Source organism: Streptomyces sp. NPDC053079 (genome assembly GCF_044546695.1).
In the GTDB taxonomy this organism is placed as follows: domain Bacteria; phylum Actinomycetota; class Actinomycetes; order Streptomycetales; family Streptomycetaceae; genus Streptomyces.
Window position 1 is genome coordinate 404984 of the sequence record NZ_JBITZJ010000005.1, and the last position, 22230, is coordinate 427213.

Annotated in this window: 23 protein-coding genes; 14 read left to right on the top strand and 9 right to left on the bottom strand. The window is 70.9% G+C overall.

Annotation, left to right across the window (positions count from 1 at the left end):
- Window positions 1-54: 54 nt before the first annotated feature.
- Window positions 55-348, bottom strand: coding sequence for a hypothetical protein (locus ACIGXW_RS20795; RefSeq protein WP_399574353.1), 294 nt, complete (start codon window positions 346-348; stop codon window positions 55-57).
- 54 nt (window positions 349-402) lie between these two features.
- Here ACIGXW_RS20795 and holA point away from each other — a divergent pair, with 54 nt between their 5' ends.
- On the top strand, window positions 403-1389 hold the full coding sequence (gene holA, locus ACIGXW_RS20800; protein ID WP_071963368.1) for a DNA polymerase III subunit delta: 987 nt from the start codon (window positions 403-405) through the stop codon (window positions 1387-1389).
- 255 nt (window positions 1390-1644) lie between these two features.
- Here the strand turns inward: holA and rpsT are convergent, their stop codons facing one another.
- The gene (gene rpsT, locus ACIGXW_RS20805) at window positions 1645-1914 is read right to left on the bottom strand and encodes a 30S ribosomal protein S20 (protein WP_071963317.1); all 270 of its coding nucleotides are present in this window, start codon (window positions 1912-1914) and stop codon (window positions 1645-1647) included.
- 206 nt (window positions 1915-2120) lie between these two features.
- Here rpsT and lepA point away from each other — a divergent pair, with 206 nt between their 5' ends.
- From lepA to hemW, 4 genes are all read left to right on the top strand, one after another.
- Complete coding sequence (lepA, locus tag ACIGXW_RS20810) at window positions 2121-3983, top strand: translation elongation factor 4 (protein ID WP_399574354.1); 1863 nt, start codon at window positions 2121-2123, stop codon at window positions 3981-3983.
- Between the two features lie 176 nt (window positions 3984-4159).
- Window positions 4160-6049, top strand: a complete 1890-nt coding sequence (locus tag ACIGXW_RS20815) for an AMP-dependent synthetase/ligase (RefSeq protein WP_399574355.1) — start codon at window positions 4160-4162, stop codon at window positions 6047-6049.
- A 157-nt stretch (window positions 6050-6206) separates the two neighbouring features.
- Complete coding sequence (locus tag ACIGXW_RS20820) at window positions 6207-8048, top strand: SpoIIE family protein phosphatase (protein WP_399574653.1); 1842 nt, start codon at window positions 6207-6209, stop codon at window positions 8046-8048.
- A 27-nt stretch (window positions 8049-8075) separates the two neighbouring features.
- Complete coding sequence (hemW, locus tag ACIGXW_RS20825; protein WP_399574356.1) at window positions 8076-9308, top strand: radical SAM family heme chaperone HemW; 1233 nt, start codon at window positions 8076-8078, stop codon at window positions 9306-9308.
- A gap of 142 nt (window positions 9309-9450) precedes the next feature.
- Here the strand turns inward: hemW and ACIGXW_RS20830 are convergent, their stop codons facing one another.
- Both ACIGXW_RS20830 and ACIGXW_RS20835 read right to left on the bottom strand, forming a co-directional pair.
- Window positions 9451-10287 (bottom strand): DUF3097 domain-containing protein, encoded by an 837-nt coding sequence (locus ACIGXW_RS20830; protein ID WP_399574357.1) that lies wholly within the window; start codon window positions 10285-10287, stop codon window positions 9451-9453.
- 40 nt (window positions 10288-10327) lie between these two features.
- Window positions 10328-11071 carry an MBL fold metallo-hydrolase gene (locus ACIGXW_RS20835; RefSeq protein ID WP_399574358.1) on the bottom strand — a complete coding sequence of 248 codons (744 nt, stop codon included), beginning with the start codon at window positions 11069-11071 and terminating at the stop codon, window positions 10328-10330.
- 211 nt (window positions 11072-11282) lie between these two features.
- Here ACIGXW_RS20835 and hrcA point away from each other — a divergent pair, with 211 nt between their 5' ends.
- From hrcA to ACIGXW_RS20855, 4 genes are all read left to right on the top strand, one after another.
- Entirely contained in the window at window positions 11283-12299 is a 1017-nt protein-coding gene (gene hrcA, locus ACIGXW_RS20840) for a heat-inducible transcriptional repressor HrcA (protein WP_399574359.1), read from the top strand.
- Window positions 12300-13439 carry a molecular chaperone DnaJ gene (gene dnaJ / locus ACIGXW_RS20845; RefSeq protein ID WP_071963315.1) on the top strand — a complete coding sequence of 380 codons (1140 nt, stop codon included), beginning with the start codon at window positions 12300-12302 and terminating at the stop codon, window positions 13437-13439. It begins immediately after the preceding gene.
- Between the two features lie 134 nt (window positions 13440-13573).
- A complete protein-coding gene (locus tag ACIGXW_RS20850) occupies window positions 13574-14638 on the top strand; it encodes a nitronate monooxygenase (RefSeq protein WP_399574361.1) in 1065 nt (354 codons plus the stop codon).
- A gap of 61 nt (window positions 14639-14699) precedes the next feature.
- Entirely contained in the window at window positions 14700-15449 is a 750-nt protein-coding gene (locus ACIGXW_RS20855; RefSeq protein WP_399574362.1) for a 16S rRNA (uracil(1498)-N(3))-methyltransferase, read from the top strand.
- Window positions 15450-15551: 102 nt separating this feature from the next.
- On the opposite strand, the gene ACIGXW_RS20860 is transcribed toward ACIGXW_RS20855, so the two are convergent.
- Window positions 15552-16061, bottom strand: a complete 510-nt coding sequence (locus ACIGXW_RS20860) for a ricin-type beta-trefoil lectin domain protein (RefSeq protein WP_399574363.1) — start codon at window positions 16059-16061, stop codon at window positions 15552-15554.
- A gap of 470 nt (window positions 16062-16531) precedes the next feature.
- On the opposite strand from ACIGXW_RS20860, the gene ACIGXW_RS20865 reads away from it, so the two are divergent.
- Entirely contained in the window at window positions 16532-16969 is a 438-nt protein-coding gene (locus tag ACIGXW_RS20865; RefSeq protein ID WP_399574366.1) for a GNAT family N-acetyltransferase, read from the top strand.
- On the top strand, window positions 16966-18447 hold the full coding sequence (locus ACIGXW_RS20870) for an alpha/beta hydrolase (RefSeq protein WP_399574368.1): 1482 nt from the start codon (window positions 16966-16968) through the stop codon (window positions 18445-18447). Before ACIGXW_RS20865 ends, ACIGXW_RS20870 begins: the two co-directional genes overlap by 4 nt.
- A 24-nt stretch (window positions 18448-18471) precedes the next feature.
- On the opposite strand, the gene ACIGXW_RS20875 is transcribed toward ACIGXW_RS20870, so the two are convergent.
- From ACIGXW_RS20875 to ACIGXW_RS20890, 4 genes are all read right to left on the bottom strand, one after another.
- The gene (locus ACIGXW_RS20875; RefSeq protein WP_177337869.1) at window positions 18472-18651 is read right to left on the bottom strand and encodes a hypothetical protein; all 180 of its coding nucleotides are present in this window, start codon (window positions 18649-18651) and stop codon (window positions 18472-18474) included.
- Between the two features lie 109 nt (window positions 18652-18760).
- Entirely contained in the window at window positions 18761-19498 is a 738-nt protein-coding gene (locus ACIGXW_RS20880; RefSeq protein WP_399574370.1) for a hypothetical protein, read from the bottom strand.
- A gap of 169 nt (window positions 19499-19667) precedes the next feature.
- Window positions 19668-19871, bottom strand: coding sequence for a DUF397 domain-containing protein (locus tag ACIGXW_RS20885; RefSeq protein ID WP_399574372.1), 204 nt, complete (start codon window positions 19869-19871; stop codon window positions 19668-19670).
- A gap of 10 nt (window positions 19872-19881) precedes the next feature.
- Window positions 19882-20736 carry a helix-turn-helix domain-containing protein gene (locus ACIGXW_RS20890; RefSeq protein ID WP_399574374.1) on the bottom strand — a complete coding sequence of 285 codons (855 nt, stop codon included), beginning with the start codon at window positions 20734-20736 and terminating at the stop codon, window positions 19882-19884.
- 148 nt (window positions 20737-20884) lie between these two features.
- Here ACIGXW_RS20890 and ACIGXW_RS20895 point away from each other — a divergent pair, with 148 nt between their 5' ends.
- From ACIGXW_RS20895 to ACIGXW_RS20905, 3 genes are read left to right on the top strand one after another with little or no spacing between them, the layout of a single operon-like run.
- Entirely contained in the window at window positions 20885-21487 is a 603-nt protein-coding gene (locus ACIGXW_RS20895; protein ID WP_399574376.1) for an ATP-binding protein, read from the top strand.
- The gene (locus tag ACIGXW_RS20900; RefSeq protein ID WP_399574378.1) at window positions 21484-21798 is read left to right on the top strand and encodes a DUF6255 family natural product biosynthesis protein; all 315 of its coding nucleotides are present in this window, start codon (window positions 21484-21486) and stop codon (window positions 21796-21798) included. The genes ACIGXW_RS20895 and ACIGXW_RS20900 overlap by 4 nt, the downstream gene beginning before the upstream one ends.
- A gap of 34 nt (window positions 21799-21832) precedes the next feature.
- Window positions 21833-22213, top strand: a complete 381-nt coding sequence (locus ACIGXW_RS20905) for a DUF6294 family protein (protein WP_399574380.1) — start codon at window positions 21833-21835, stop codon at window positions 22211-22213.
- The last annotated feature ends 17 nt before the right edge of the window (window positions 22214-22230 follow it).

The window sequence follows — 22230 nt, forward strand, 5'->3', positions numbered from 1 at the left end:
CGAATCCGCTGGGGCGGGGCCGCTCGGTCGGGCGCCGCCCGGGGGAGCGCGGGGTCAGCCGACCTCGAGCCAGCCGTCGTACTCCTCGGCGAGCTCGCGCAGGGCGGCGGCGTCCAGCTCGCCGTCGGGGTCCTCCAGGACCACCAGCCACTGGGCGTCCTCGGCGTCGTCCTCGCCGGCGAGGGCCTCGCGCACGATCTGGGGTTCCTCGTCGAGGCCGAAGCGCTCGGAGGCCTCGTCCGCGGCCTCCCCGGCGGCGTCGCGGTCGGGGAGCACCAGGAGGTGCCGTACGGATTCGGACTGATCGGAATAGGAGAAAGCGCTGCTCACCCGCACATTGTGCGGCATGCGACCTCGGCCGTGGAGGGGGGAGTGTCACTGGCGCATGGGATGCTGGACGCGATGGCCAGGAAGACTGCAACCGACGACCTGCTCGCCCCCGTGACGCTCGCCGTGGGCCAGGAGGATCTCCTCCTCGACCGCGCCGTGCAGGAGGTGGTGGCGGCCGCCCGTGCCGCCGACGCCGACACCGACGTGCGGGACCTCACCCCCGACGCGCTGCAGCCGGGCACGCTGGCCGAGCTGACCAGCCCCTCGCTGTTCGCCGAGCGCAAGGTCGTGATCGTCCGCAACGCCCAGGACCTGTCCGCGGACACGGTCAAGGACGTGAAGGGCTATCTCGGCGCCCCCGCGGAGGAGATCACGCTCGTCCTGCTGCACGCGGGCGGCGCCAAGGGCAAGGGCTTGCTGGACGCCGCCCGCAAGGCCGGGGCCCGCGAGGTCGCCTGCCCGAAGATGACCAAGCCGGCCGACCGTCTGGCGTTCGTGCGCTCGGAGTTCCGGGCGACCGGCCGCTCCGCGACGCCGGAGGCGTGCCAGGCCCTGGTGGACGCGATCGGCAGTGACCTGCGTGAGCTGGCGAGCGCCTGTGCGCAGCTCGTCGCCGACATCGAGGGCACCATCGACGAGTCCGTCGTCGCCCGCTATTACACGGGCCGCGCCGAGGCGTCCAGCTTCACCGTCGCCGACCGGGCCGTGGAGGGCCGGGCGGCGGAGGCCCTGGAGGCCCTGCGCTGGGCCATGTCCACGGGTGTGGCCCCCGTTCTGATCACCAGCGCCCTCGCGCAGGGCGTGCGCTCGATCGGCAAGCTCGCCTCGGCGCCGCGGGGCGCCCGCCCCGGCGACCTGGCCCGGGAGCTGGGCATGCCGCCCTGGAAGATCGACCGGGTGCGGCAGCAGATGCGGGGCTGGACCGCGGACGGGGTCGCCGCGGCGCTGACCGCCGTGGCGGAGGCGGATGCCGGGGTCAAGGGCGGCGGGGACGATCCGGAGTACGCCCTGGAGAAGGCCGTGGTGGCCGTGGCCCGGGCGGCGCGCAGCCGTTCCTGACGCATAGCCGTTCCTGAGAGGGGGCGGGAGCTCTGCTCCCGCCGCTCGGCCCCCGTACGCCCGAAGACCCTCAAAATGCCCGAAGGCCCCGGTCGCCCTGGGGAAGGGCGGCCGGGGCCTTGGGATCGTCTGGTGAGCCGTCAGGCTCGTACCGCACCCGCGTGGCGAACGACCGAGTGCGGCGGGGTGCCGGTCCGGAGCGGTAGAGGGGCCGCTGGTTCCGTGCCGGCGAGGGGCTCATGCCCCGAAGTGGCTTCAGCCCTTGAGGAGGGCGGCAGCCTGCTGGGCCAGCGAGGACTTCTTGTTGGCGGCAGCGTTCTTGTGGATGACACCCTTGCTGGCGGCCTTGTCGAGCTTCTTGCCGGCCAGGGCAACGGCAGCGGTGGCCTTCGCGGCGTCGCCGCCGGCCAGGGCCTCGCGGGCCGCGCGGACGAAGGTCTTGACCTCGGACTTGACGGCCTTGTTACGCAGGCGCGCCTTCTCGTTGGTCTTGTTCCGCTTCATCTGGGACTTGATGTTCGCCACGATTGAGCCTTTTCAGGTTCGATTGGATTTCGATAGTGCCGTGTACGTGTGAGAGGCACGACAGGCACAGTGGACCAGGCTACCAGTACGCCTTGCGGCCTCCCAAACCGGACGGTACCCGCCGGTCATGGGACCATGGTGAGGTCGTATACCCGACTCCCGCCGAGACCAGCGTTCAAACGCCGAAGTCACCGAATGGATCCTGCGTGCCCGCGACCCCTACCAACGTGCCGGAGCCGAGCCGTACCGACCCGGCTCTGATCCGTAACTTCTGCATCATCGCGCACATCGACCATGGCAAGTCGACGCTCGCCGACCGGATGCTCCAGCTGACCGGCGTGGTCGACCAGCGGCAGATGCGTGCGCAGTACCTCGACCGGATGGACATCGAGCGCGAGCGCGGCATCACGATCAAGTCCCAGGCCGTCCGTCTCCCCTGGGCGCCCACCGAGGACAAGGGCAACACCCACATCCTCAACATGATCGACACGCCGGGCCACGTCGACTTCACCTACGAGGTCTCGCGCTCCCTGGCCGCGTGCGAGGGCTGCATCCTCCTCGTGGACGCCGCCCAGGGCATCGAGGCCCAGACCCTCGCCAACCTCTACCTGGCGATGGAGAACGACCTCACGATCATCCCGGTCCTCAACAAGATCGACCTGCCGGCCGCCCAGCCGGAGAAGTTCGCCGCCGAGCTGGCGAACCTCGTCGGCTGCGAGCCCGAGGACGTGCTCCGGGTCTCCGCGAAGACCGGCGTCGGCGTCGACGAGCTGCTCGACAAGGTCGTCGCCCAGGTCCCGGCCCCGGTCGGCGTCAAGGACGCCCCGGCCCGCGCGATGATCTTCGACTCGGTCTACGACTCCTACCGCGGCGTGGTCACCTACGTCCGTGTCGTCGACGGTGAGCTCAAGAAGCGCGAGCGCATCAAGATGATGTCGACCGGCGCCACCCACGAGCTGCTGGAGATCGGTGTCTCCTCGCCCGAGATGACGCCCGCCGACGGCCTCGGCGTCGGCGAGGTGGGCTACATCATCACCGGCGTGAAGGACGTGCGGCAGTCCAAGGTCGGTGACACGATCACCTCCCAGCAGAACGGCGCCACCGTGGCCCTGGGCGGCTACAAGGACCCGAAGCCCATGGTCTTCTCGGGCCTGTACCCCCTGGACGGCTCGGACTACCCGGAGCTGCGCGAGGCCCTCGACAAGCTCCAGCTCAACGACGCCGCGCTCGTCTACGAGCCGGAGACCTCGGCCGCCCTCGGCTTCGGCTTCCGCGTCGGCTTCCTCGGCCTGCTCCACCTGGACGTGGTCCGCGAGCGGCTCGAGCGCGAGTTCGGCCTCGACCTCATCGCCACCGCGCCCAACGTGGTCTACAACGTGCGGATGGAGGACGGCACCGAGCACGTCGTCACCAACCCGAGCGAGTTCCCCGAGGGCAAGATCGCCGAGGTGCACGAGCCGGTCGTCAAGGCGACCGTGCTGGCGCCCACCGAGTTCGTCGGCGCGATCATGGAGCTCTGCCAGTCCCGCCGCGGCACCATGCTGGGCATGGACTACCTCTCCGAGGACCGGGTCGAGCTGCGTTACACCCTGCCCCTCGCGGAGATCGTCTTCGACTTCTTCGACCAGCTGAAGTCCAAGACCCGCGGCTACGCCTCCCTCGACTACGAGCCCACGGGCGAGCAGAGCGCCGACCTGGTCAAGGTCGACATCCTGCTGCACGGCGACAAGGTCGACGCCTTCTCCGCGATCACGCACAAGGAGAAGGCCTACGCCTACGGCGTCCGTCTGGTCGCCAAGCTGCGCGAGCTCATCCCGAGGCAGAACTTCGAGGTGCCGATCCAGGCCGCCATCGGCTCCCGCGTCATCGCCCGTGAGACCGTCCGCGCCATCCGCAAGGACGTCCTCGCCAAGTGCTACGGCGGTGACATCTCCCGTAAGCGGAAGCTGCTGGAGAAGCAGAAGGAAGGCAAGAAGCGCATGAAGATGGTCGGCAGCGTGGAGGTCCCGCAGGAGGCCTTCATCGCGGTGCTGTCCAGCGACGAAGGCGGGGAGAAGGGCAAGAAGTAGCCCTGATCCACCGTCGGCGAGGTGCCCGTTCCCGTCAGGGGGCGGGCACTTTTGCGCAGCCTCTTCTCATAAGCCGCCAGGGACTCTTACGCGATGGCCCCTTCGGCTCTACTCTGATCACTGCTTGGAAGGTTACTCGCGAGTCACCAGCAACGTAGCGGGCCCCGGAGGATGCCGTGACCGAGACACAGAGTTTGATCGAGAACCGGCCGTCGTCCGTGGCGGCGCTGTTCCTCGAACGGGTCGAGGCCACACCCGACGCCGAGGCCTACCGCCACCCGGTCCCCGCGCCGTCCGGCAGCGGCCCCGACTCCTGGGCCTCGCTCACCTGGCGCCAGGCCGCCGACCGCGTCTTCGCCATCGCCGCGGGCTTCATCGACCTCGGCATCCTGCCCGAGCAGCGGATCGCGCTGTCCTGCGCCACCCGGCTGGAGTGGATCCTCGCCGACCTCGGCATCATGTGCGCCGGCGCCGCCACCACGCCCGTCTACCCCAGCACCAACGCCGACGAGACCGCCTTCATGCTCTCGGACGCCGAGTGCCGGATCCTCGTCGCCGAGGACGCCGCCCAGCTGGCCAAGGCCCGGCTGCGCCGCGCCGAGCTGCCCGACCTCGCCCACGTCGTGGTCGTCGAGGCCGCCGACGCCGTGCCCGCCGAGGGCGACCCCGAGGGCTGGGTGATCTCCCTCGCCGACCTGGAGAAGCGCGGCGCCGCCCGCCTCGAACAGCACCCCGACGCCGTCCGCGAGCGCGTGGAAGCCCTGCGCTCCGACCAGCTCGCCACCCTCATCTACACCTCCGGCACCACCGGCCGCCCCAAGGGCGTACGGCTGCGGCACGACGCCTGGTCGTACATGGCGCGCGCCATCCAGGCGACCGGGCTCGCCCGCCCGGACGACGTGCAGTACCTGTGGCTGCCGCTCGCGCACGTCTTCGGCAAGGTGCTGACGGCCGGGCAGATCGGCGTCGGGCACGTCACCGCCGTCGACGGCCGGGTCGACAAGATCATCGAGAATCTGCCGGTCGTCCGGCCCACCTACATGGCCTCCGTGCCCCGGATATTCGAGAAGGTCTACAACGGCGTCGCCGCCAAGGCCCGCGAGGCCGGCGGCGCCAAGTACAAGATCTTCCGCTGGGCCGCCGAGGTGGCCCGCGAGTACGCCAAGGTCTCCCAGGACAACTACCGCCGCACCGGCAGCAAGGCCGTGCCCTTCGGCCTCGCCGCCAAGCACCGCGCCGCCGACGCCCTCGTCTACGCCAAGATCCGCGACGCGTTCGGCGGCCGGCTGCGCGCCTGCGTCTCCGGCGCCTCCGCCCTCGCCCCCGACATCGGCTACTTCTTCTCCGGCGCCGGCATCCACATCCTCGAGGGCTACGGCCTCACCGAGACCAGCGCCGCCAGCTTCGTCAACCCCGGCGAGGCCTACCGCACGGGCACGGTCGGCAAGCCCCTGCCCGGCACGGAGGTCCGCATCGCCGACGACGGCGAGGTCCTGCTGCGCAGCCCCGGCGTCATGGAGAGCTACCACCGGCAGCCCGAGAAGACCGCCGAAGTCCTCGAATCCGACGGCTGGTTCCACACCGGCGACATCGGCGAGCTCTCCCCGGACGGCTATCTGCGCATCACCGACCGGAAGAAGGACCTGATCAAGACCTCGGCCGGCAAGTACGTCGCGCCCGCCGAGATCGAGGGCCGGTTCAAGGCCGTATGCCCGTTCGTCTCCAACATCCTTGTGCACGGTGCCGACCGGAACTTCTGCACCGCCCTCATCGCCCTGGACGGCCCGTCCATCCTGGGCTGGGCCAAGGAGCGGGGCATGGACGGCAGGCCGTACGCGGAGGTGGTCGCCGCCCCCGAGACCCAGGAGCTCATCGAGGGCTACGTACGCGAGCTCAACGAGGGTCTGCAGCGCTGGCAGACGATCAAGAAGTTCCGGCTGCTGCCGCGCGACCTGGACGTCGAGCACGGTGAGCTGACCCCCAGCCTCAAGCTCAAGAGGCCGGTCATCGAGCGCGAGTACAAGGGCCTGATCGAGGAGATGTACGAGGGGTCCCGGGAGGACTGAGACGCGCAGGGCCACTCGTAAGGCTCACTTACCCCACTCCTCGCCCCTGAGCGGAGACGGTCTGTCACTCTGGCCGTGGTGAATTCCGCACTATGCCGTATGCGGTCAGGAGCGTCACGTGAGGACATCACCAACCGCGGGCAAGGACGGGCCGGTCGTGCTGACACCGGCCCGTGGGATCCGCGCGTCGACCGGCCCCGGTGGCGCCGACGGCCCGCCCACGGCCCGTACCAGCCTGCCCGGCGACGCCCGGGCGCCGTCGGCCGCACGCCGGTTCGTCCGGTCCGTGCTCGCCGGCTGGAACGCCCATGCCCTGGTCACCGACGATGCGACGCTGCTGGTCAGCGAGCTGGTCACCAATGCCGTGGTGCACGCCGGCACGTCCGTGGACCTGGAGTGCCGGCTGGATCCGGCGCCCGGCGGCAACCTCGTCGTGGAGGTCACCGACCACCACCCCGCCCGCGAGTTCCGGCCCTGCCCGCGCCCCGCCGCCGGTGACCGCGAGGGCGCCGCGCACGGGGGCCAGGGGCTGCGGCTGGTCGCCGAGCTGGCCGAGACCTGGGGCACGGCCTACCGGCGTACGGACAAGACGGTCTGGTTCCACCTGCCGACCTCCCCGGCGGACGAGCACACCGGAGCCCTCTCCGAGCAGGCCCTCCTGCGCGACCTGCGCGTCGCCGAGATCCTCGCCCCCGGCGCCCGCCCCGAGCCGTCCGGCCGCCGCGCCGGCGACCGCAGCCACCACCGCGCGCTGTCCTTCCTCGCCGAGGCGTCCGAGCTGCTCGCCGGGCAGTTCGACGAGGACATGGTGGCCTCCCTCGCCACCCAGCTCGCCGTGCCCCGCCTCGCCGACTGGTGCGCCGTCTGGCTCGACGTCGAGGGCGCCCCCGGCGCCATCCGGCCCGTACCCCGCCTCGCCCGCGTCTGGCACGCCCGCGAGAGCCGCATCGAACCCCTGCGGATCGCCCTGCAGCGCACCCCGCCCGCCCTGCCCGCCGCGGGCCGCGCCGTCCCCTGGCCGCAGGGCCAGTACGGGCACTGCCGGGCCGATGCCCCGCACGGCACCCACGGAGCGGAGGGCCCCGCGGACGGCACCGCGCTGGCCTGCCGGCTCGTCGCCGGCGGCCGCGGCGTCGGCACCCTGCTCCTGGGCCGCAGCGCCCCGGCCGCCATGGCCGGCGACGTCGTCTGCCTCGTCGAGGACTTCGCCCGCCGCGTCGCCCAGGCCCTGGCCTCCGCCCGCCAGTACACCCGCCAGGCCACCATCAGCCGCATCCTCCAGCGCGGACTGCTGCCCCGCGGCGTCGCTGAGATCCCCGGCGTCGACAAGGCCGTCGTCTACGAACCCCGGGGCGACGCCTCCGCCGGCGGCGACTTCTACGACGTCTTCGGCGTCGGCGGTGGCCGCTGGTGCTTCGCCCTCGGCGACGTCTGCGGCAGCGGCCCGGAGGCCGCCGTGACCACCGGCTTCGTACGGCCCTGGCTGCGGCTGCTGGCCAAGGAGGGCTACGGCGTCGCCGACGTCCTCGACCGTCTCAACCGGCTGGTGTGCGAGGAGGCCGCCGAAGCGGCCGAGAGCGGGGCGGCACCGCGCTTCCTGTCGCTGCTGTACGGCGAGCTCGTGCCGCACGGCAAGGGCGTGCGCTGCACCCTCGCCAGCGCCGGGCACCCGCTGCCGCTGCTGCTGCGCCCCGACGGCTCGGTGCGGGCCGCCGCGGTCCCCCAGACCCTGCTCGGCGTCGTCGAGGACGTCGGCTACGGCAGCGAGACCTTCGACCTGACCTCCGGCGACACCCTGCTGTGCGTCACCGACGGCGTCACCGAGCGCAAGTCCGGCAACCGCCTCTTCGACGACGGGGACGGCCTTGCCGCCGCCCTCGCGGGCTGCACGGGCCTGACCGCCGAGGGCGTCGCCGGGCGGATCCGGCGCGCCGTCCACGGCTTCTCCCGGACCCCGCCGGACGACGACCTGGCGCTGCTGGTGCTGCGCGCCGAGTAATCCCCGCCATGCCGGACAATGGAACGCATGCCTTCCGTACTGCCCGACGGTGAACCCATGCCCGAGGACGGGGCCCTGCCCCGCCACGCCCTCGACGGCTCCGGGCAGCGACCCCTCGGCTTCTACCTGCACGTCCCGTACTGCGCCACCCGCTGCGGCTACTGCGACTTCAACACCTACACCGCCAGTGAGCTGCGCGGCTCCGGCGGTGCGCTCGCCTCCCGCGACAACTACGCCGACACCGTCGCCGAGGAGATCCGCCTGGCCCGCAAGGTGCTGGGCGACGACCCGCGCCCGGTCGAGACGGTCTTCGTGGGCGGCGGCACCCCGACGCTGCTGCCCGCCGCCGACCTCGGGCGGATGCTCGCCGCGATCCGCGACGAATTCGGGCTCGCGGACGGCGCCGAGATCACCACGGAGGCCAATCCCGAGTCCGTCGACCCCCGCTATCTGGAAGAGCTGCGGACCGCGGGCTTCAACCGGGTCTCCTTCGGCATGCAGAGCGCCCGCCAGCACGTTCTGAAGGTCCTCGACCGTACGCACACCCCGGGCCGCCCGGAGGCGTGCGTGGCCGAGGCCCGCGCGGCCGGGTTCGAGCACGTCAACCTCGACCTGATCTACGGCACGCCCGGGGAGAGCGACGACGACTGGCGGGCCTCCCTGGACGCGGTCATCGGCGCGGGCCCGGACCACGTCTCGGCCTACGCCCTGATCGTGGAGGAGGGCACGCAGCTCGCCCGGCGCATCCGCCGCGGCGAGGTGCCGATGACGGACGACGACGTGCACGCCGACCGCTACCTGATCGCCGACGAGAAGCTCGCCGGCGCGGGCTTCGCCTGGTACGAGGTCTCCAACTGGGCCACGACCGACGCCGGCCGCTGCCGCCACAACGAGCTCTACTGGCGCGGCGCCGACTGGTGGGGCGCGGGCCCGGGCGCCCACTCCCACGTCGGGGGCGTGCGGTGGTGGAACGTCAAGCATCCCGGTGCGTACGCGCAGGCCCTCAGCGAGGGGCGGTCGCCGGGGGCGGGGCGGGAGGTCCTGGCGGACGAGGACCGGCGGGTGGAGCGGATTCTGCTGGAGCTGCGGTTGGTGGAGGGGTGCCCGCTGTCTTTGCTGAAGCCGGCGGGTGCGGCGGCCGCGGCGCGGGCTTTGGCGGACGGGCTGCTGGCGCCCGAGCCGTACGAGGCCGGGCGCGCGGTCCTGACCCTGCGCGGGCGGCTGCTGGCCGACGCGGTGGTGCGGGACCTGGTGGACTGAGGCGGGAGTTCTGCCCCTGCCCCGCCCTTTCACCGTTTCTTGTCCTCAATCGCCGGACGGGCTGGATTTTCCGCCGGTTCCGGGGCAACAAATCAGCCCGTCCGGCGATTGAGGACCGGGGGTCCGGGGGCGGAGCCCCCGGTTAACCCACCGGTGCCGTCACGAAGTCGATCAGTTCCTCCACCCGCCCCAGCAGTGCCGGCTCCAGGTCCTTGTAACTGCGCACCGACCCCAGAATCCGCTGCCAAGCGGCCCCCGTGTTCTCCGGCCAGCCCAGCCCCCGGCAGACGCCCGTCTTCCAGTCCTGCCCCCGCGGCACCCGCGGCCAGGACGGGATGCCCACGGAGGACGGTTTCACGGCCTCCCAGACGTCGACGTAGGGGTGGCCCACCACCAGCACGTGGTCGCCGGTGACCTCGGCGGCGATGCGGGACTCCTTCGAGCCCGGGACGAGGTGGTCGACCAGCACGCCCAGGCGGGCGTCCGGGCCGGGGGCGAAGGACGAGACGATGGCCGGCAGGTCGTCGATGCCCTCGAGGTACTCCACGACGACGCCCTCGATGCGCAGGTCGTCGCCCCAGACGCGTTCCACGAGCTCCGCGTCGTGGCGCCCTTCGACGTAGATGCGCCCGGCGCGTGCCACGCGCGCCCGCGCTCCGGGGACGGCGATGGACCCGGAGGCCGTGCGAGCGGGGGCCTGCGGGGCGGGGGAGGCGGGGGTCGGGCGTACGAGGGTGACGACGCGCCCCTCCAGGAGGAAGCCGCGGGGCTCCATGGGGAAGACGCGGTGCTTGCCGAAGCGGTCCTCGAGCGTGACCGTCGGGCCCTGGGCCGTCTTCTCGCAGCGGATCACGGCACCGCAGAAGCCCGTCGTGACCTCCTCCACCACGAGGTCCACCTCGGCCGGCACCTCGGGAGCGGGCGTGTTCCGCTTCCACGGGGGAGTCAGATCGGGGCCGTACTGTCTGCTGCTGCGCATGCGGGCCATTGTGGATCACGACGGTGATCCGGTTCACCGTTCACGACACGCCGAAGCGCCCCGCCAGCGTGTCGCGTTGCGCACGCACGAAGGCGGCGTCCACCACCGCGCCGTGCCCCGGCACATACAGCGCGTCGTCGCCGCCCAGGGCGAGCAGCCGGTCGAGGGCGCCCGGCCAGGCGTGCGGCAGGGCGTCCGGGCCGGCCTGCGGTTCGCCGGACTCCTCGACGAGGTCGCCGCAGAAGACGACCTCCGGCGCTCCGCCCGTGCCCGCGACGAGCACGGCGAGATCGTGCGCCGTGTGCCCCGGCCCGACGTTCGCGAGCAGCACCCGCCGCCCGCCGCCCAGGTCGACCGTCAGCTCGCCGGAGACCGGGTGGTGGGGGCGTACGAGCAGCTCGACGGCCTCTGCGGCGACGTCGGGCTCCACCCCGTGCCGTACCGCGTCCCACCGCAGCTCGTCGCGCTCGCGCAGCAGCAGCTCGGCGACGCCCACCGCCCCGTACACCTGCACGCCCGCGAAGGCGGCGGTGCCCAGCACGTGGTCGAAGTGCGGGTGGGTGAGTGCGATGTGCGTCACGGGCAGCGCGAAGAGGTCCTGCAGCTCGCGGCGGATCTCCACTCCCTCGTGCAGGGAGGAGCCCGTGTCGACGACCAGGACGCCCGTGGTGCCCGCGATCGCGCCCACCGTCGCGTCCCAGCCCGGCAGCCTGCGGCGTACGACACCCGGCGCGAGCCGCTCCCAGCGCGCCCCCGCGGCGGGGGAGTCCCCGTGATTCTCCATACCGCGACGCTAGCCGCAGAGCGGTACCGTTGCCTGCCCGGAGGGGCGCCGGAGGCTCGCGGCGGGGACGGCCCTTGCCCTGGCCGTGGGGCCCGGCCGTACACTGGCTGAAGGGTTCTGGCACTCGTGACCATTGAGTGCCAAGGGTGAAGACCCTGTGAGACCCCGCAGGACCGTAAGACGGCTGGACCACTGACTGGAGGTGCGCGCGATGCTGAGCGAACGCAGGCTCGAAGTATTGCGCGCCATCGTTCAGGACTACGTGGGCACCGAGGAGCCGGTCGGCTCCAAGGCCCTCACCGAGCGGCACCGGCTGGGCGTCTCCCCGGCCACGGTGCGCAACGACATGGCCGCGCTGGAGGAAGAGGGCTTCATCGCCCAGCCCCACACGAGCGCCGGCCGTATCCCGACCGACAAGGGCTACCGCCTCTTCGTCGACAAGCTCGCGGGCGTCAAGCCCCTGTCGACGCCGGAGCGGCGTGCCATCCAGAACTTCCTGGACGGCGCCGTCGACCTGGACGACGTGGTGGCCCGCACGGTGCGGCTGCTGGCGCAGCTGACCCGTCAGGTCGCGGTGGTGCAGTACCCCTCGCTGACCCGTTCGACCGTGCGCCACGTGGAGCTGCTCGCGCTGGCTCCGGCCCGCCTGATGCTCGTGCTGATCACGGACACCGGCCGGGTCGAGCAGCGGATGGTCGACTGCCCGGCGCCGTTCGGCGAGACCTCGCTGGCGGATCTGCGGGCGCGGTTGAACAGCCGTGTCGTGGGCCGCCGCTTCGCCGACGTGCCGCAGCTGGTGCAGGACCTCCCCGAGTCCTTCGAGCAGGACGATCGCGGAACCGTTTCTACGGTTCTCGCCACTCTGCTCGAGACGCTGGTCGAGGAGACCGAGGAGCGGTTGATGATCGGCGGCACCGCCAATCTCACTCGTTTCGGTCATGACTTCCCGCTGACGATCCGGCCCGTGCTGGAGGCGTTGGAGGAGCAGGTCGTGCTGCTCAAGCTGCTCGGCGAGACGCAGGACTCGGGAATGACCGTGCGCATCGGTCATGAGAACGCCCACGAGGGCCTGAGTTCCACATCGGTCGTCGCGGTCGGCTACGGTTCGGGCGACGAGGCCGTCGCCAAACTCGGCGTGGTCGGACCGACCCGCATGGACTACCCCGGAACGATGGGAGCGGTACGCGCAGTGGCACGTTACGTCGGACAGATCCTGGCGGAGTCGTAAGTGGCCACGGACTACTACGCGGTCCTGGGCGTACGGCGTGATGCCTCGCAGGACGAGATCAAGAAGGCCTTCCGCCGTCTCGCGCGCGAGCTGCACCCGGACGTCAACCCGGACCCGAAGACGCAGGAGCGGTTCAAGGAGATCAACGCCGCTTACGAGGTGCTCTCGGACCCGCAGAAGAAGCAGGTCTACGACCTCGGTGGCGACCCCCTGTCCGCCTCGGGCGGCGCGGGTGCGGGCGCCGGCGGCTTCGGCGCCGGCTTCGGCAACTTCTCCGACATCATGGACGCCTTCTTCGGCCAGGCCTCGCAGCGCGGTCCGCGCTCGCGCACGCGCCGCGGCCAGGACGCCATGATCCGGCTCGAAGTCACCCTGAACGAGGCGACCTTCGGCACGACCAAGGAAATCCAGGTCGACACGGCCGTCGTCTGTACGACCTGCAGCGGCGAGGGTGCGGCTCCGGGTACGTCCGCGCAGACCTGTGACATGTGCCGCGGCCGTGGCGAGGTCTCGCAGGTCACCCGGTCCTTCCTGGGCCAGGTCATGACCTCCCGTCCCTGCCCGCAGTGCCAGGGCTTCGGCACCGTGGTGCCGACCCCGTGCCCGGAGTGCGCCGGCGACGGCCGCGTCCGGTCGCGGCGGACCCTTACCGTGAAGATCCCCGCCGGTGTCGACAACGGCACCCGCATCCAGCTCGCGGGCGAGGGCGAGGTCGGCCCCGGCGGCGGCCCCGCCGGCGACCTCTACGTGGAGATCCACGAGACCCCGCACCCGGTCTTCCAGCGGCGCGGCGACGACCTGCACTGCACGGTCACCATCCCGATGACCGCCGCCGCCCTCGGCACGAAGGTGCCGCTGGAGACGCTGGACGGCGTCGAGGAGATCGACATCCGTCCGGGCACGCAGTCCGGTCAGTCGATCCCGCTGCACCAGCGCGGTGTCACGCACCTGCGCGGCGGCGGCCGTGGCGACCTCATCGTGCACGTCGAGGTGACCACCCCGTCGAAGCTGGACCCGCAGCAGGAGGATCTGCTGCGCCAGCTGGCGAAGATCCGCGGCGAGGAGCGCCCGATGGGCGAGTTCAAGCCGGGGCAGCAGGGGCTGTTCTCGCGGCTGAAGGACGCGTTCAACGGGCGTTAGCCGCGTGGGCGATGACGTTTCCGAACGCCGGGCGGGGCCGGATTTCTCCGGTCCCGCCCGGCGTTCGCGTCGTCCCGCCCGGTGCTCGCGTCGGCCTCACCGGGGGGCCGGTGGGCTTGTGACACGATGTGCTCATGGCTCCGTTCACCGGACTGTTCGAGCACCCGATCGTGCAAGCCCCCATGGCGGGCGGTGGCTCCTGCCCCTCGCTCGCCGCGGCCGTCTCCGACGCCGGTGGCCTGGGCTTCCTGGCCGCGGGGTACAAGACGCCGGCGGCCATGTACGAGGAGATCAAGCAGCTCCGCGCCCGGACGGCCCGGCCGTTCGGAGTGAACCTGTTCATGCCGCAGCCGCCCGCCGCCGATCCGGCGGCCGTGGAGGTCTACGCCGAGCAGCTCGCGGGCGAGGCCGCCTGGTACCGGACCCCGCTGGGGGAGACGGACCAGGCCTGTGACGACGCCTACGACGCCAAGCTCGCCATTCTCCTCGACGACCCGGTGCCGGTCGTCTCCTTCACTTTCGGGTGTCCCGCCCGTACGGCGGTGGACGCCCTGGCCCGGGCCGGCACGGTGACCGTCGTGACGGTGACGTCCGTCGCCGAGGCGCAGGCCGCGGCGGAGGCGGGCGCGGACGCGGTGTGCGTCCAGGGCGTGGAGGCCGGTGGCCACCAGGGCACGCATCGCGACGATCCGCACATGGACGGCGCGGGTGCGGGATTGGGCCTGCTGGCGCTCCTGACGGAGGTCCGCGAGAGCGTGCCGCTGCCGGTCGTCGCGGCGGGCGGACTGATGCGCGGGTCGCAGATAGCCGCCGTCCTCGCCGCGGGCGCCTGCGCGGCGCAGCTCGGCACGGCGTTCCTGCCCTGCCCGGAATCCGGCGCGCACGCCCTGCACAAGCAGGCCCTCACCGATCCCCGCTACGTACGGACCGAACTGACCCGGGCCTTCTCGGGCCGTCCGGCCAGGGGCCTGGTGAACCGTTTCATCCGGGAGCACGGCCCGTACGCCCCGGCCGCGTACCCCCAGATCCACCACATGACGTCCGGCCTGCGCAAGGCCTCCGCGGCGGCCGGCGACCCGCAGGCCATGGCCCTGTGGGCCGGTCAGGGCCACCGCCTGGCGCGGGAGCTCCCGGCGGCGGAGCTGGTGGGCGTGCTGGCGGCCGAACTGGCCGCGGCCCGGGCGACGTCGAGCCACTGAACCACCGGGCGGTCCGATTGCCGGGACCGCCGAGTCATTGCAGCGAGAGAGCGAGTACGTCATGACAGCGCCGGTCTTCCTGGTCGAAGAGGACGCCCTCACCGGAGTCTTCCCCGGCACCGTCTTCCCCCTCGACGGGCCCGAGGGCCGGCACGCGGTCTCCGTCCGCCGGCTGCGGGTGGGCGAGGAGATCGTCCTGACGGACGGGCACGGCACGGGCGCCCATGGCATCGTGGCCGCGGTGGAGGGCAAGGACCACCTCGACGTCTCCGTCACCTCCGTCCGCTCCGAGCCCGAACCGCAGCCGCGCATCACGGTCGTCCAGGCCCTGCCGAAGGGCGACCGAGGCGAGCTGGCGGTCGAGACGATGACCGAGACCGGCGTCGACGCGATCGTGCCGTGGGCGGCCTCCCGCTGTGTGACGCAGTGGAAGGGCGACCGTGGCCTGAAGTCCCTCGGCAAGTGGCGCGCGACCGCCCGCGAGGCCGGCAAGCAGTCCCGCCGTCTCCGCTTCCCCTCCGTGGCCGACCTCATGACGACCCGCCAGGTCGCCGACCTCCTCTCGGGCGCAGCCTTCGCCGCGGTCCTCCACGAGGAGGGCAGCACCCCCCTCGCCACGGCCGACCTCCCCCCGACGGGCGACATCGTCCTGGTGGTCGGCCCCGAGGGCGGCGTCTCCCCCGAAGAACTCACCACCTTCGCAACCGCGGGCGCCCACCCGTACCGCCTCGGCCCGAGCGTCCTGCGCACCTCGACGGCGGGCACGGCGGCGGCCGCGCTGCTGCTGGGGCGGACGGGGCGGTGGAGCTGAGGGGGAGGGGAGGGGCGGGGCGGAGAACCGCGCGTCGGCCATAACCGGCGATGAGCCCGGCGATTTTTGTCGCCGGGCTCATCCGTTCCCTTTCCGCGCCGGTTAGTGGCGTGCCTTCTTTCCGCCCTCGGCCAGCGGCAGGTACTGCTGGATCGGGCCGCGTGAGCAGGTCTTGAGGACCATCGGTTGGTTCTGGCCGCTGTCCTGGATACAGCCGTGGGAGTACTTGCGGCTCTGGAAGGCCGAGCCCTGGTCGTTCACGTTGAAGTCCCAGTACTGCGACTGGAGATTGGTGTTGCAGCGCTCGAGTGCGATGTTCTTGTTGAGGCCCTTGGCCGTGACGCACTTGCCGTGCCGACGGTCGACGATCTGATAGCCCGGCAGGTTGCCGGACTGCAGTCTGAACTCCTGCGAATTGCTTCCGTCCGGGGAGTACGCGTACAGCACGTCTGACCTGTACGAGTCGAAGTTGCGGTCGGTGGCCATGTTCTGGAACTGGTACCACACGTCAGCCGTGGGCGCGGCCGCCGCCGGGGCTCCGGAGGCCAGTATGCCGCCGCCGAGCAGTGCGGCCGTGGACAGTGCGACGGCGGTCTTCTGGATTTTCCTCATGCTGCTTTCCCTTCCTCGGGTTTCGCAGTGCAGGAATTCACCGGGGGACTTTCGTCCCGACCGCGAACCTAGGTGCCGCCGTCACCGTGCGGCCAGGGGCATTCGGGACAGAGTCCCCTTCAAATATCGAAGGTTCAACCTGGCCGTATTCTCGCGCCTCCCCCGCGCGGGCAAGCCCGCAAAAACAGCCGGTCCTGGCCTGGCCTTAATCCGATCGCCGCCCGGACGGGAAATTCCGGCCGGTTCAGCAGGCCGGGAGGGGTGAGCGGCGGAACGCGCCACCCTGGCGCAGTCGTGGCATCGCCGCTCTTCCCGAGGCCGGGCGTCCGACTTTCGGACACCCCCGCCGTGGCCCGCCGCGCGCGTCGGCGGCCTGATCGGGCGAGGACGCGCATGGCCGAATGTGCGGCTTGCCCCGGCCTCTCGAAACTCGATGGTTTTCGGGGGGAGTTGTGCGCATACTGCGGCTCATGACTGCTGAAGAGAAGCCGGTGCCGGCTGTCGGCGGGAGCGACGCCGCGCTCACCGAGCGCCTGGAGCACGAACTCGACGCCTTCAACGAAGCGGCGACCGGAAACGCCGAGCGCGGCGAGCTCTCGGTCAAGGTGACGGACGGGGACGGTCAGCTCATCGGCGGGCTGACGGCCTCGACCTGGGGTGGTCTCTGCGCGATCGAGCTGCTGTGGGTGCGCGAGGACAGCCGCGCCGGCGGCTGGGGCGCGAAGCTGCTGCGGGCGGCCGAAGCCGAGGCCGTGCGGCGCGGCTGTGACCGCATCACGGTCTCCTCGTACACCTTCCAGGCCCCGGGCTTCTACCAGCGTCATGGATACGCCGAGGTCGGCCGCGTACCGGGCATGCCCGGCGGGCACGCGGACGTGTACTTCTTCAAGAAGTTGGCGGGGGAATGACGATGCGACGCCATGGCTTACCGGTCGCCCTGACGCTCCTGGCGGCAACGCTCGCTCCCGCCGCCCACGCGGCTCCCGCGGCCACTCCGGCGCCCCCGGTGGCGTGGAAGCCCTGCAGCGAGGGGCCCACCGCCGCCGTCCAATGCGGCTCCTTACGCGTCCCGCTCGACTGGAAGGACCCCACGGGCAAGAAGATCGACGTCAAGGCCGCCCGGGTCCCGGCGCGCGACCAGGCGCACCGCGTCGGCACGCTGTTCTTCAACCCCGGCGGCCCCGGCGGGCAGGGCGCGACGATGCTCGCCTACGGGCAGGCGGACCTGCTGTTCCCGGGCCCGCTGCGGGACCGCTTCGACATCGTCAGCCTCGACCCGCGCGGCACCGGCGGCAGCCAGGGCCTGGACTGCGGACCCGTGCTCGACCCGGGCCAGGTGGTCTTCCCGAAGGACGCCCGCCAGTACGAGGACATGAAGCGCAGCAGCCGGGCCCGCGGCGAGCGGTGCCTCGCCCGCCACGGTGAGCTCGTCCGCAACATCGACACCGTCTCGGTCGCGCGCGACATGGACGCCTTCCGGGCCGCGCTGGGCGAGCGGCGCCTCAACTACCTCGGCGTCTCCTACGGCACCCACCTCGGCGCCACCTACGCCCGGCTGTTCCCGCAGCGGATCCGGGCCATGGTGCTCGACGGTCCGATCGACCACGCCTCGGGCCCCGCCCGCTTCCTGCGCGAGGAAGCCGCCGAGATGGAGCGTGAGTTCAACCGCTTCGTCGCCTGGTGCGCCGAGGACACCGCCTGCGCCCTGCACGGCGAGGACGCGGGCGCGGTCTACGACCGTGTCGTCGCCCGCGCCGACCGTACCCCGATCCCGGTGCCCGGACAGAAGGGCCTCACGGTCAACGGCGACCGGATCCGCATGGCCCTGCCCGTACAACTGCTGCGCGTACGCCTCATAGAGGACGTCGTCCGTACGAACGCCTGGGTGAACCTCGCGCAGGGGCTGGCCGCCGCCGACCGGCACAATGACGCATCAACTCTGGTCCAGGGCGGAAGCTACGTCGGCAAGCAGGACAGCCCGTACACCGCCGTCTCCTGCCTGGACTTCCCACCGCAGTTCACCGGCTACGCGGATGCGGCGGCTCGTTTGGGTCAGGCCCATGCGGTCGCTCCGCGCACCGGCGCGGCCGCGGAAGGCTGGGTCATGTCCGCCTCCTGCGCGGACTGGCCCGTCAAGGCGACCAACCCGTGGCAGCCGACTCCGGTGCGCGGCGCACCGCCGATCCTGATCGCCGCCAACACCCACGATCCGGCCACGCCGCTGCCCGGTGCCCGGCGGCTCCACCGTCAGATCGCCGACAGCCGGCTGCTGGTCACCGACGTGAACGGCCACGTCTCGTACTTCAACTCCGCCTGCGCGCGGGAGCGTGAGACCGAGTATCTGATCAGTGCCGAGATGCCCGCGCGGCTCACCTGCGGTGGCTGACAGCGGGGCGGCTCCGGGCGCCCGCTATGGCTTGTGATGTGCCTGCAGCACGACGGCCAGCCTGGACCTTATCCAGCGGAACAACTCCTGACCAGGAGTCGTGGCCGCCGACTGCAGCACTTTAGTGATGTAGGCATCGGTGGATTCCTTGCCGTCCATCCACCGATGCCCGGATGCGATGATCGCCGATTCACGCTCAGGCATGACGGTTCCCCCAACCTGTCTCTCGATGCGCATCGACTCTAGTGAGCCGCGAGCGGTCTCCGCTCGGTTTGGAGCATCTTCACTGTTTTACCCGCTGTCCGGCGTTCCGTCACCCGGTCGGGTCCATTCCGAGAGCGTTTGAAGCGCCGAACAAAGAAGCGAAGACCCATACGTAGGTTTCCGGCACCTTGACCCTCGAAAGATCGCCGGGATTCGGTGCATCGACAATCAGGACCCCCTGCACTTCGTCCCCCGCCCAGGCTCCGTGAGCGAGGATCGACCTGTAGCCGCTGCCCAGGGTGAAGTTCAATTGCGCATCGGGGTCGAGAATGTCTTTTGTGTACACCGCGACCTTTTGTTCCATTACGTGCCTCAGGCTGGCAAATTTCTCGGAACGGTTCCCGATCTCGTCGGGCGTGCCGTTCGGTCCGCCCGAGGCCACTTCCTTGACGAAGCGTTCGTTCTTCCTGTCGTACGAGTAGAACGTGCACCGTGCGCCGCCGCCGAGGCTCTCCGCCAGGAGCGGGGCCAGGCGCTCATGGATCTGCGCCACCTTTGCGGGGGCTTCGTGCGGTTTGGTGATGCTTTCGCCGATGTAATCGATGATCGGTGCCAGGAGTGCCTCGCGGCGGGTTCTTTCCTGGACGCGCGTCTTCTTCTGCTGGCAGAACGCCCAGAGCGGGGGTGCCGTGGCCAGGACGGCGACAAGGATGATCAGGGCGATCTGCGCCGCCCCGTCCGTCGCCTTGGCTATCCAGGTGATGATCGGCACCGCGCCGGCAGGCAGGACGGTGAATACGAGGATGAGCACGTCCTGCTTTTTAGAGCCGCTCTTGATGTCGGGCATTGCACCTTCTTCGGGGGTTTTCGATTACCTCTGATAGGGATTGGTGCTGCAGGCCGCACTCATTATCCCGAACCCCTTCGATTTCCGACCGCCACCGTCTTCTTCTTGCGACGTGAAGGCCAGAGCTTGCAGCCATTTGGGGGCGCGTTTTGCGTTCCGCGCGCCCTGTTTACGATGCCGGCGCCCCTGCCCGGTCGAAGTTTCCGGCTTTTATGCCGGATATGAGGGGGCGCAGTCTCTGGCGGGTGGGGCTCAGGACGGTCTCGGGGGTGTCGCTTTCGCGGAGGTGTATGGCGTCTGCGGAGGTGGCGAGGTTGATGCACGAGGACGCCGCCTCACAGTACGACGACCTCTGCCAGTGCGGCTCGGTCATGTTGTCCCTTTCAGGTGGATTTTGCGATGCGGTGCATCAAATCGCGTGAGTTGCTTGCGTTGAGTGCCACGTTTTCCATGCGGTCCAGCATCAGGCGGTACCTGCCGAGGCTTGCGGCGGTGTCGATCAGCTGACTGCCGTGTGCGGCATCAAGTTGCACGGTGTCCAGCTGGTCGACCGGACCGTGGAAGTAGTCGACCCCGTGCCCGGAGATCGGGAATGACGTGCCGTCGAAGGGGATCACGACGATGGTGATGTTGTCTCGTTCGCTCATGGCCAAGAGGTGGGCGAGTTGTGCACTCGCTGTCCCGGAACCTCCGAACTGCATCCGCAGTGCGGCCTCGTGGATGATCGCGGTATAGGGCGGAGGGGTGGTGCGAAACAGGATCTCTTGCCGCTTGACGCGGTGGGATACGCGGTACTCCACTTCGTGCGGCATCAGGGCGGGAACGAACTCGCGGAAGACGGCGCGGGCGTGTTCAGGGGTTTGCAGGAGTCCAGGCACTGTGATCGCCTGGGCGACCCTGAGGGCGGTGGCATGGTGTTCCGCCTCCGCCAGATCGAGCAGGCCGCCGGGCAGCACCTCGCGATACTCCTCCCACCAGCCGCGTTTGCGTTCGCCGGCCATCGCGGCCAGTGCGGAGATCAGGCTTTCGTCCGAGCAGTCGTAGGTCCGGGCAAGGGCGCGGACCCTTTCCGCGCTCACGCCGTAGCGGCCCGCTTCGATATTGCTGATCCGTGACTGGGTGATGCCGAACCGGGCGCCCGCCTCGGTGGCCGACAGGTCCGCCCGCTCACGCAGCCGCCGCAGCTCGGCGCCAAGCCGACGGCGTCGCGCGGTCGGTAGCGGTGTGCTCGGTGCCATGGTGCTCCCCTACTCGCACTGGCGTGCGTTTGTGTCGCTCATTCGAGGTCTCATGGTCTTCAGTCCACGGATTGCGGGAATGTAGCCCATGGGCGCCGCTACCGTGTGGGCCAATCCGCTCAACCGGCAACTCCGCCAGGAGACTTCCATGGCCACCGTATCCCCGACGCCCCCCTGGTCCTACATCCTCGAACTGCCGCGCGACCCCCGCGCACCCGGCATCGCCAGAGTCACCACCCGAGCCGTCCTCGACAGCCACGGCATGACCGAAATCGCCGCCGACGCAACCCTGTTGACCTGCGAGCTCGTCACCAACGCCTACCTCCACACCGACGGCCCCTGCTCACTGAGCCTGCGCGGCCGGCCAGGCCGACAACTCCGCGTCGGCGTCTGGGACACCAGCCCCCTCGTACCGCCCGCCTTCGAAGGCGGAACGGCCACCGACCGTAGCCCCGTCAGCGAGGCCGGGCGGGGGCTCGTACTCCTGCGCATGTGCGCCGACAGCTGGGGGAGCCGTACGTACGACAAGCGCCGCTTCGGCAAGATGCTGTGGTTCGAACTGGGCCACCCACAACGGCGGATGTACAAGTCGCCGGTGGACTGCGGCGAGTGCGTCGCGCTCGAGGCCGCGCGGCGGGCGGCCGTAGCCGACGGCGGCAAGGTCGCAGCCGAGGATGCCACCATCGCCGCCCGCAGCCACTTCCGGGACGCGCATCTGCTGCCGCTGCCGCGACGGGGTGCGGCCCGGTGAGGGGCCAGGGCACAGCCCGGTGTGCGCACCGCTCCGGCTGGCGGCACACCGGCGGGGAGGCGTGTTGCGAGGCGTGCGGCGCCCGGCGGTTCTCGGACTATGGGGCGCTGCGGCCGTCGGGGTTGCCGCACGCGGTGACACCCGACGGGCCCGCGCGGCGTGCGGCGGACCGGGCTGCCGCCGGGCGGGTGGGGGAGGCGATGCGCCGGGTCCGGCCCCGATCCGGCCATAAGTGGCATCAGCACACTTTCGTACGCTCTCTTCCTGTTTCGGGCGTCCCGCGTACGCTGCGAAGTGTCATCTCCCCTTGAAGGGGACGGTGATCAGGGGAGAGGGGACGGGGAAATGGCCGGTTGCGTCGAAACCAGTACGGACGGCAGCCTCCAGGAAGGGGCGCCGGAGCTCGCTTCCAAGGTGTTCGTCTGGGGCGAGCTCCACGTCGGGGACTGTGAGCAGCGGGACGGCAGGATCGAATTCAACTCGGACGGCTCGGGGCTGTGGAGCTGCGTCACCAAGACGTATTCGACGGGCACCGGAGACATCTGGCATGCGCGGTTCTCGGTCAAGAACTCGACAGGGCTGACACTCTTCCAGGTGGGAACCTTCGACAGCCCGGAGATGGACGACGGGAATCCACCCCCCGAGTACCGCTGGTCGAGGGTGTTCATCTTCGATGAGCGCGAGTACGACGACATCGGCGGCGTGACTCAGCACTACAGCTGCTGAACAATCCCGCGGCCTTG